The following is an 8,464-nucleotide window of genomic DNA, read 5'->3' as shown; positions in this document are numbered from 1 at the left end:
GAGAGGCGGGGGCCGGGGTCTTCGCCCTGCAGGCCGGACTCACCCGGCTAGGCTATGACTGCCCGCCCTCGGGGCGGTTCGACGCCGACACCGCCACCATCGTCAGCGCCTTCCAGCGCCACTGGCGGCCCGAGCAGGTGGACGGGGTGGCCGACGGCGAGACCCGCGCCCGGCTTATCGCCCTGCTGCGGGCGGCCGCCTGATGCACCCGGCCGCCGCCTTCGCCGCCCCAGAGCGGGAAGGACTTCTGGCCTGGCTGGCGGAAAACCCCTTCCTCGCGGTCTTCGCCAGCGCGCCTGGCGGGCTGCGGGTGGCGCACGCTCCGGCGATCGTCCGCCAGGCAGGGGACGAGGTGGTCCTGGACTTCCACCTGTCGCGCAACAACGCCCTGACCCCGATCCTGGCCGCCGGCGCCGACGCCCTGGCCGTGAGCCAGGGACCGGACGCCTATGTCAGTCCCGACTGGTACGCGCGCCCCGACCAGGTCCCCACCTGGAACTATGTGGCCGTGGAGGCCGAGGGGCCGGTTTCAACCCTGGACGAGGCCGGCCTCGTGGCGCTCTTGGACGCGCTCTCGGCCCAGGCCGAGGCCCGCCTGACCCCCAAGCCGCCCTGGACGCGGGACAAGATGTCGCCCGGACGGTTCGAGGCCATGCTGGGCGCGATCACGGGCTTCAGGCTGCGGGTGCGGCGGTTGGAGGGCACGTTCAAGCTGTCGCAGAACAAGCCCGCGAGCGAGCAGGCGCGGGTGGCCCAGGCCCTGGGGCACCATCCTGTGGCGCGACTGATGGGACGGGGCGCCTCAGACTGACACCTTGACCCCAGGGGCGGGGAGCCTCATGTGTCGCCGCGGATCAGATGGCCGGGCGGCCGCGGCCGCGAAAGCGGTCGAGGAAAGTCCGGGCTCCACGACGACATGGCGGCGGGTAACGCCCGCCGGGGGCGACCCCAGGGATAGCGCCACAGAAAGCAAACCGCCCGTCCCCGTGACGGGTAAGGGTGAAAGGGTGCGGTAAGAGCGCACCGCGTCGGTGGTGACATCGACGGCATGGCAAGCCCCGCCAGGAGCAAGACCGAATAGGGATCCCGCGCCGCTTCGCCCTAACCGGCGCTCGGCAGGGCCGTCGTCGGCCCGAGGGGTCCGGGTTGGTCGCGAGAACCGGTCCGCGAGGTCCGGTCCAGAGGAATGGCCGTCGCGCCCGTCCTGGGTTCGCCTGGGACGGGTTGGCACAGAACCCGGCTTATAGGCCGTCTGATCCGTCTTCCCCCCACCCCAGACCGGCGCAAGCCCCTCTATACTTAATGTGTTCCATGTATGTTCTGTGGAAAGTTTATCGGCGTTAACCATAATGCTGGTGCGACATCTTTGTTTTCTCGGCTTTTCAGGCTTTGGAGTCATTGCGGCCCAATCCATCCCATGTTAACCCAATTGTCGTTCGCTGCAGGGCGGGCGGCCGCTTCTGCTCCTTCGAGCGGGGTGGCGATCAGCGGCCGTGGGGGCCGTGAAGGGAAGGGCTGCGCGCGGGGATGTTCGTCTCGACGTTCGAGAAACAGCTCGACGCCAAGCGCCGCCTTGTGGTGCCGCAGGAGTTCCGCGCCCTGGTGTCCGGCCCCTTCGACGGGGTGGTCTGCTTCCCTTCCATCGAGGCCGATTGCATTGAGGGCGGCGGCAAGGCGCTGTTCGACCGCTATGTGGGGCTGATCGAGGAGCTCGACTTCGGCGACCCCCTGCGCTCGGCCCTGGAGACCTCGGTCCTGGGCGGCATGGCGCGCATGTCCTTCGACACGGCGGGCCGCATCACCCTCCCGGAGACGCTCTGCGAGCTCTTCGGTCTGACCGACTGGGTGGTGATCGTGGGGCTCGGCGACCGCTTTCAGATCTGGCCCCGGGAGGCCTTCCAGGCCCATCGCTCGGCTCAGCGCGAGTTGGCGCGGGAGGGGCTGGCCCGTCTGCGCGCCGACCAGCGCGCCGCGCGGCTGGGCGGAGGGGCGCCATGAGTGCGGCGCCTCACGTCTCCGTCCTGCTGGACGAGGTTCTGGCCGCCCTTGAGCTGTCCTCGGGCGACCACGCGGTGGATGGCACCTTCGGCGCGGGCGGCTACACCCGCGCCTTCCTGGCGGCCGGCGCCCGGGTCACCGCCTTTGATCGCGATCCCAGCGCCGCGCGCTTCGCCGCCGACCTTCCGGCCGATCGCTTCACCCTGGTCTGCGCCTGCTTCTCGGACATGGCCGAGGTGCTGGGCGAGGGCGGGGCCGACGCCGTGGCGCTTGATCTGGGTGTCTCGTCCATGCAGCTGGACGAGGCCGAGCGCGGCTTTTCGTTCCTGCGGGACGGCCCGCTAGACATGCGCATGGGGGCCGAGGGGCAGAGCGCGGCGGACCTGGTCAACACCGCTGAGCCCGAAGACCTGGCGCGCATTCTCTGGCTCTATGGCGAGGAGAAGAAGTCGCGGCGGATCGCCGGCGCCATCGCCCGGCGTCGGGTGCAACAGCCCTTCACCCGCACCGCGGAACTGGCCGACTTCATCGAAGGCGTGCTGGGCGGACGGCGCGGCGCAAAGGCGCACCCCGCCACCCGCGCCTTCCAGGCTTTGCGTATTGCCGTGAACGACGAACTGGCCGAACTGGAGGCGGGGCTTGTGGCGGCCGAGCGAGTCTTGCGGCCGGGCGGGCGCCTGGCCGTGGTCACCTTCCATTCGCTCGAGGACCGCATCGTGAAGACCTTCCTCGCCGAACGCGCCGGCCGCACGCCGGCCGGATCGCGTCACCTGCCGCCCAGCGTGGCCCAGGCGCCGGCGAGCTTCCGTCTGACCTTCAACGGCGCGCAGGCTCCGTCCGAGGCCGAGCAGGGCGCCAATCCCCGGTCCCGTTCGGCCAAGCTTCGCGCCGCCGTGCGCACCGAGGCCCCGGTGTGGGAGGCCTCGTCATGAGCCTGATCAACCGCCGGATCCGCGGCTTTCGCCTGATCGACGTGGTGGCCTTCGGCCTGTTGGTGGCGCTGGTGATGAGCGTCTATCTGGCCAAGACCATGGCCAGCCGCGAGCGCGCCCAGATCGCCCGGGTCGAACGTCAGATCGTTGCGGAGAAGTCGCGCATCCGCCTGCTGGAGGCCGAGGTGGCGCATCTGGAGCAGCCCTCCCGGCTGGAGCACCTGTCCACCACCTATCTGGACATGGCGCCGGTGGCGCCCAAGCAGGAAGCGACCCCCGACACCCTCTATCACCTGGCGGTTCCCGAGGCCCGCCGATGAGTGTGAGCGACGCGCTTCCCCGGCGGTTTCCCTTCGGCCTGCGCTGGCTTGGCCAGGGGCTGTGGGGCCTGGAGCACGCCTTTGAGCGGGCCCGCGCCTCTGGCCGCGTCGAGGACGACACGCGCCTGCGCATCTTCGTGGTGATGCTTGTCTTCGTCGCCGGATTCTGCGCCCTCTCCGCGGGGGCCACTCACGCGGCCCTCTTCTCGGACGCGGTCCGCGCCGGATCGCCGGGCTGGACGCCCCCCTATTCCCGCGCCGATCTGGTGGACCGCAATGGCCGGCTGCTGGCGGCGGACCTTCTGCACTACGGCGTCTATATTGATCCGTCCGAGGTGTGGGACGCCGACGCCACGGCGGCCGCCCTGCGCCGGGTCCTCCCGGAGGTGAGCGCCGAGCGGGTGGAGCGGGTGCTGAGCGGCCAGCGCCGCGCCTATCTGGCGGGCGGCCTCACGCCCGTGCGACGCGCCGAGGTTCATCGCCTGGGCCTGCCGGGTGTCACCTTCGAGCCCGAGCAGCGCCGGGTCTATCCGCTGAACCACACGGCCAGCCACCTGCTGGGCTTCGCCGACACCGGCGGTCAGGGTCTGGCCGGGGTGGAGCTGGCCCTCAATGACGAAATCCGCGGCCTGGCGGGCAGCGGCGGCGAAGTGGCCCTGTCCATCGACCTGCGGGTGCAGGGCGCCCTGGAAGACGAATTGCGCGGCGCGGCGGAAGCCTACCGGCCCAAGGGTGCCGTGGGCATCGTGGCCAATGTCCATACGGGCGAGATTCTGGGCCTGGCCAGCTATCCCGACTTCGATCCCAATGCGCCGGGCGCGGCCGACGCCGACGCCCGTCTGAACCGGGCGGCCTCCACCGTCTTTGAGATGGGATCGACCTTCAAGGCCTTCACTGTGGCCATCGGCCTGGACGCCGGGGTGGCGACCATGGCCACCACCTTCGATGCGCGGGAGCCCTACAAGCTCGGCTACCGCACGATCCACGACTATCACGCCACCCGAAAGGTGCTGAGCCTCGTGGAGGTGTTCCAGCACTCGTCCAATATCGGCACCGCCAGACTGGCGGTGGGCGTGGGCGCCGAGCGTCTGGCCGGCTATTTCCAGGCCCTGGGCCTGACCACCCGCGCCGATGTCGAGCTCAAGGAGTCGGCCTCTCCGCTCACCCCGCGGGTCTGGAACGAGGACGCCGTGGCCTCCACCTCCTTCGGCCATGGCATGAACGTCACCCCGCTGGCGCTCACCGAAGCCATGCTTCCCCTGCTGAACGGCGGGCGTCGCGTGCCGCTGACCATCCGCAAGCTGGCGCCCGGCGCGGCGCCAGAGGGCGAGCGCGTGCTTTCGGAGACCACCTCGGCCCAGATGCTTCAGATCATGCGGGCCAATGTCACCGGCGGCAGCGGCGGCAAGGCCGACGCCCCGGGCCTGAGCGTCGGCGGCAAGACCGGCACCGGCGAGAAGTATGACCCCGAGATCCGCCGCTACAACGGCAAGCGTCAGGTCTCCTCCTTCGCCGCGGTCTTCCCCTCCGACGGGCCGCTGGAGAACGACCGCTACTTCGTGCTCATCCTGCTGGACGAGCCCAAGGGCACGGCCGAGACCTTCGGCTATTCCACCGGCGGCTGGGTGGCTGCGCCGGCCACCGGGCGGGTGATCAGCCGCATCGCCCCCTTCCTGGGGGTGAAGCGTCACGTGGGGCCGCTGGAGAACCAGCCGCGGCTGGCCTCGGTGGCCGACCTGGACGGGGGTGGTCTCTGATGCCGGCCCGTCTGTCCGACATTCTGCAGCGAGACCTGGACGCCGATCCGGAGATCCTCGGCGTCACCGCCGACAGCCGGAAGGTCAAGCCGGGCTTTCTGTTCGCCGCCCTGCCGGGCGCCGTGGCCGACGGCCGGACCTACGCCGCCCAGGCCGCTGCGGCCGGCGCCGCGGCCATCCTGGCGCCCAGCCCGATCGACGGCGTCGAGGCCCCCGTGGTGGTGGTGGATGATCCGCGCCGGGCCTACGCCCTGGCGGCGGCCGCCTTCCATGGCGCGCAGCCCGCGGTCTGCGTGGCGGTGACCGGCACCAACGGCAAGACCTCGGTGGCCAACTTCTGCCGGCAGATCTTCGCCAGCGCCGGCCGCCGCGCCGCCAGCATGGGCACCCTGGGGGTCCGCGCCGTGGGGCCGGGCCTGGACGAACAACTGACGCCGGAGGGGCTGACGACCCCCGACGCCGGCGATCTGGCCGAACTCATGGCCAGGCTGGCGGCCCTGGACGTCACCCACGTGGCCCTGGAAGCCTCGTCCCACGGTCTGGATCAGCGGCGGCTGGACGGCGTGCGCCTGACGGCGGCGGGCTTCCTCAACCTCACCCAGGACCACCTGGACTATCACGGCTCCATGGAGGTCTATCGCCAGGCCAAGCTGCGCCTGTTCGACAGCCTCCTGCCGCGCGGCGGCACGGCGGTGCTGAACGCCGACTCTCCCGATTTTGCGGCCTTCGCCGCCGCGGCGGTGCAGTCGGGGCAGGGGCTCTGCTCCGTGGGCGAGACCGGCGAACATCTGCGCCTGATGCGGCGGGAAGCCCAGCCGGACGGCCAGAGGCTGTCCATCGCCTATGAGGGCCGGGTGTTCGATTTTCGCCTGCCCCTGGCGGGGGGGTTTCAGGCCGGCAACGCCCTGGCGGCGGCGGGGCTATGCCTGGCGGCGGGCGAGAGTATCGAGACGGTCATGGCCGCCCTTGAGCGCCTGGAGGGCGCGGCCGGCCGAATGCAGCGGGTGGGCGCAGGTCCCCGCGGCGGCGAGGCCTATGTGGACTACGCCCATACGCCCGATGGCCTGGAGACGGTGCTGAAGGCCCTGCGCCCACATGCGCGGGGCCGCCTGATTGTGGTGTTCGGGGCCGGGGGCGACCGCGATAAGGCCAAGCGCCCGCTGATGGGCGCCGCAGCCGCCGAACTGGCCGACCTGGCCATCGTCACCGACGACAATCCGCGCAGTGAAGCGCCGGCGGAGATCCGGGCCCAGATCCTGGCCGCAGTCCCGGGCGCCCTGGAGGTCGGGGACCGCCGTGAGGCGATCCGCACCGGCGTGGCCATGCTGCGCGAGGGTGATGTGCTGGTGGTGGCCGGCAAGGGCCATGAGCGGAGCCAGACCATCGCCGGCGTCGTCCATCCCTTCGATGATGTGGCCGTCACCCTGGACGCCCTGGGAGCGGCCGATGACTGAACCCCTCTGGACCACGGGCGAGATCGCCGCGGCCGTCGGCGGTCAGCGGATCGGCGCCGACCTGCCCGTGCAAGGTCTGACCTTCGACAGCCGCTCGGTGGAGCCGGGCGACCTGTTCATCGCCCTGGCCGGCGCGCGGGACGGGCATGACTTCATCGCTGCGGCCCGCAACCAGGGGGCGGTGGCCGCCCTGGTCTCGCGGCCCACCGAGGGGCCCGGCGTCCTTGTGGACGACACCCTGCGGGCGCTGGAAGCCCTGGGCGTGGCGGCGCGCGAGCGCGCGCCCGCGGCGCGGCGCGGGGCGGTCACCGGCTCGGTGGGCAAGACGAGCGTGACGCAGGCGGTGCGGCTGGGACTGTCCCTCGCCGGCCCGGCCCACAGCTCGGTCAAGTCCTTCAACAACCACATCGGCGTGCCGCTCACCCTGGCGCGGATGCCCCGCGACACCGAGCGAGCCGTCTTCGAGATCGGCATGAACCATGCCGGGGAAATCACGCCCCTGGTGCAGATGGTGCGTCCGCAGGCGGTGGTCATCACCACGGTCGGCCCGGTGCATGTGGAGAACTTCCCTGACGGCGAGGCCGGGGTGGCCGCGGCCAAGGCCGAGATCTTCGACGGACTGGCGCCGGGCGGCCTGGCTATTCTGAACGCCGACAATGTCTGGTTCGATGAGCTCAGCGCCCGCGCCCGCGCCCAAGGCGCGGTGGTGGCGAGCTTCGGCCAGGGGCCGGGCTGCGACGCCCAGCTCCTGGACTTTCAGGCGCAGGGCGGCGCGGCGCGCATCAAGGCGCGGCTGCGGGGCGAGAGCCTGGATTTCCCCATCCTGCAGACGGGCCTGCATTGGGGACTCAACAGCATGGCCGTCCTGCTGATGCTTGAGGCGCTGGAGGTATCCCGCGACCTGGCGTTGACGGCTCTGGGCGCCTTCGAGCCCATGGTCGGCCGGGGCGCCGAACAGCAGCTGTCGGTGCGGGGCGGGCGCTTCACCCTGATCGACGAGAGCTACAACGCCAACCCGGTCTCCATGGCCGCCGCCATCGCCACGCTGGGCGCGCGCAAGGTCGAGGGGCGACGGGTCGTGGTTCTCACAGACATGCTGGAACTGGGGCCGGCCGGCCCGGACTTCCACCGCGCCTTGGCCGAGCCGCTGGAGCGGGCCCAGGTGGACCTGGTGTTCTGCGCCGGTCCGCTCATGAAATCGCTCTTTGACGCCCTTCCGTCGACTCGACGGGGAGGGTACGCCGAGAGCGCGGCCCAGATTGGGGCGCAGGTCGTCCAGGCCGTAGAGCCCGGCGATGTGGTGATGGTGAAGGGGTCCAACGGTTCGAAAGCGGGTGCGGTCGCCGCCGCTCTCGCCGCGTTCGGCCGTGCGCAGGGGGATCAGGGCTGATGTTCTATTGGCTCTATACGCAGCTGGCGTCCGAGGGGCATGTGCCCCTACTCAACCTGCTGAAATATCTGACCTTCCGGACCGGCATGGCGGTCTTCACCGCCCAGCTGGTGGTCATCGCCATGGGCTCGCGCTTCATCCGCTGGATGCAGGCCAAGCAGGGCAAGGGCCAGCCGATCCGCGCCGAGGGCATTGAACGCCACATCGTCGAAAAGGCCGGCACGCCCACCATGGGCGGGGTCATGATCCTAGCGGGCCTGTTCGTCGGCACCTTGCTGTGGTCGGACCTGACCAGCGTCTATGTCTGGGTGGTGCTGTTCGTCACCGGCAGCTACGGCCTGCTGGGCTTCACCGACGACTACGCCAAGGTCACCAAGCAGACCACGGCCGGCGTCTCCAGCCGTCTGCGGCTGATCCTAGAGGTCGGCGTGGCCCTGGCCGCGGTGGCGATCCTGGTCATGTACGGCGGGCGAACGGCGGAATCGCCGGACCTGCCCACGTCTCTGGCCTTCCCGATCTTCAAGACCCTGCTGCTGGACCTGGGCTGGTTCTATCTGGTGTTCGGCGCCTTCGTGATCGTGGGCGCGGCCAATGCGGTGAACTTCACCGACGG

8 protein-coding genes, 1 other RNA gene and 1 pseudogene are annotated in these 8,464 nt (G+C 70.8%); all 10 read left to right on the top strand.

The genetic code is table 11. The features are described 5' to 3' along the window. Window positions 1-203 (top strand): peptidoglycan-binding domain-containing protein (locus tag V7D28_RS11455; RefSeq protein WP_333587515.1); only part of this gene is annotated, 203 nt, incomplete at its 5' end. Further along, the gene (locus tag V7D28_RS11450; RefSeq protein WP_333587514.1) at window positions 203-811 is read left to right on the top strand and encodes an FMN-binding negative transcriptional regulator; all 609 of its coding nucleotides are present in this window, start codon (window positions 203-205) and stop codon (window positions 809-811) included. The genes V7D28_RS11455 and V7D28_RS11450, both read left to right, overlap by 1 nt. A gap of 43 nt (window positions 812-854) precedes the next feature. Next, an RNA gene (rnpB, locus tag V7D28_RS11445) (RNase P RNA component class A) lies at window positions 855-1,260 on the top strand. A gap of 267 nt (window positions 1,261-1,527) precedes the next feature. Continuing rightward, window positions 1,528-1,998: a division/cell wall cluster transcriptional repressor MraZ gene (locus V7D28_RS11440; RefSeq protein WP_333587513.1), complete on the top strand. Its 471-nt coding sequence runs from the start codon at window positions 1,528-1,530 to the stop codon at window positions 1,996-1,998. After that, the gene (gene rsmH / locus V7D28_RS11435; protein ID WP_333587512.1) at window positions 1,995-2,930 is read left to right on the top strand and encodes a 16S rRNA (cytosine(1402)-N(4))-methyltransferase RsmH; all 936 of its coding nucleotides are present in this window, start codon (window positions 1,995-1,997) and stop codon (window positions 2,928-2,930) included. Before V7D28_RS11440 ends, rsmH begins: the two co-directional genes overlap by 4 nt. Further along, window positions 2,927-3,250, top strand: coding sequence for a cell division protein FtsL (gene ftsL / locus V7D28_RS11430; RefSeq protein WP_333587511.1), 324 nt, complete (start codon window positions 2,927-2,929; stop codon window positions 3,248-3,250). The genes rsmH and ftsL overlap by 4 nt, the downstream gene beginning before the upstream one ends. Continuing rightward, the gene (locus V7D28_RS11425; protein WP_333587510.1) at window positions 3,247-5,007 is read left to right on the top strand and encodes a peptidoglycan D,D-transpeptidase FtsI family protein; all 1,761 of its coding nucleotides are present in this window, start codon (window positions 3,247-3,249) and stop codon (window positions 5,005-5,007) included. The genes ftsL and V7D28_RS11425 overlap by 4 nt, the downstream gene beginning before the upstream one ends. After that, entirely contained in the window at window positions 5,007-6,461 is a 1,455-nt protein-coding gene (locus V7D28_RS11420) for a UDP-N-acetylmuramoyl-L-alanyl-D-glutamate--2,6-diaminopimelate ligase (RefSeq protein ID WP_333587509.1), read from the top strand. Before V7D28_RS11425 ends, V7D28_RS11420 begins: the two co-directional genes overlap by 1 nt. Then, on the top strand, window positions 6,454-7,851 hold the full coding sequence (locus V7D28_RS11415) for a UDP-N-acetylmuramoyl-tripeptide--D-alanyl-D-alanine ligase (RefSeq protein WP_333587508.1): 1,398 nt from the start codon (window positions 6,454-6,456) through the stop codon (window positions 7,849-7,851). Before V7D28_RS11420 ends, V7D28_RS11415 begins: the two co-directional genes overlap by 8 nt. Further along, window positions 7,851-8,464: pseudogene (mraY, locus tag V7D28_RS11410) on the top strand (phospho-N-acetylmuramoyl-pentapeptide-transferase); the annotation flags it as partial. The gene V7D28_RS11415 and the pseudogene mraY, both read left to right, overlap by 1 nt.

The sequence above is a fragment of the Phenylobacterium sp. genome, assembly GCF_036723115.1.
In the GTDB taxonomy this organism is placed as follows: Bacteria; Pseudomonadota; Alphaproteobacteria; order Caulobacterales; family Caulobacteraceae; genus Phenylobacterium.
Note: the sequence above shows the minus strand (reverse complement) of the source record. Positions and strands in the feature narration are given on the sequence as shown.